General features: G+C 44.9%; 1 protein-coding gene. It reads right to left on the bottom strand.

Annotated elements, in window-relative coordinates; translation table 11 throughout:
* Window positions 1–29: 29 nt before the first annotated feature.
* A partial coding sequence (gene dnaA, locus B7Y67_RS19370) for a chromosomal replication initiator protein DnaA (RefSeq protein ID WP_293600028.1) occupies window positions 30–1,008 on the bottom strand: 979 nt, incomplete at its 5' end.

Raw genomic sequence — 1,008 nt, 5'->3', positions numbered from 1 at the left:
GTCCACAGACTTATCCACAAGTTAAAAAACTAGGACTTCAGGGTTTGCTCAATAACGTGGATTTCGTGATTGCGTTGCCCATCATGTGATCTTTCTGCGCTAATCTTCCGGACTGCGTGTAGAACGGTTGTGTGGTCTCTTCCACCAAACAACTCACCAATCTCCGGCAGACTCTTTTGGGTCAATTCTTTGGCCATAAACATCGCAATTTGCCGGGGTCGGGCAATATTTGCTGGACGCTTTTTCGAGTACATATCGGCCACCTTAATGCTGTAAAAGTCTGCTACCGCTTTTTGGATGTTTTCAACAGAAATTTGTCGATTTTGAATGGAGAGCAAATCTTTTAGAGCCACCCGGGCCACATCAATCGTCACCTCTTTGCCGTGGAAGCGAACAAATGCCAAGATTTTCCTTAGCGCCCCTTCAAGCTCACGCACATTGGATCTAAGGTGCTTTGCTACAAAAAAAGCCACATCCTCACTCATGGGGATGCCCTCACTTTGAGCTTTTTTCATCAGAATAGCGACTCGCATCTCTAGTTCTGGCGGCTCAATTGCAACCGTAAGTCCCGAGTCAAAACGGGAAATTAGTCGATCATCTATTCCCGCCATTTCTTTTGGGTAAGTGTCGCTGGTGATGATGACTTGAGCCTTATTGCTCAAGAGCGCCTCAAAAGCGTAGAAAAATTCCTCTTGCGTCCTAGACTTGCCACTAAAAAATTGAATATCGTCAATTAAAAGGAGGTCAAGGGAGTGGTAATAGCGCTTGAAGCGATCAAAAGCTTTTTGTTGATAAGCCCTAACAACATCAGAAACATACTGTTCGGCGTGAATGTATCGAATTCGAGCATTCGGCTTCTCTTTTAGTAGGTGATTCCCAATAGCATGAATTAGATGTGTTTTACCCAAACCAACCCCGCCATATAAAAACATAGGGTTATAGGAAGTGCCAGGGTTATGGGCAACCTGAATAGATGCAGCCCTCGCAAGTTGGTTGGCCTTACCTGTT

It is taken from the genome of Polynucleobacter sp. 35-46-11 (assembly GCF_002281105.1).
Note: the sequence above shows the minus strand (reverse complement) of the source record. Positions and strands in the feature narration are given on the sequence as shown.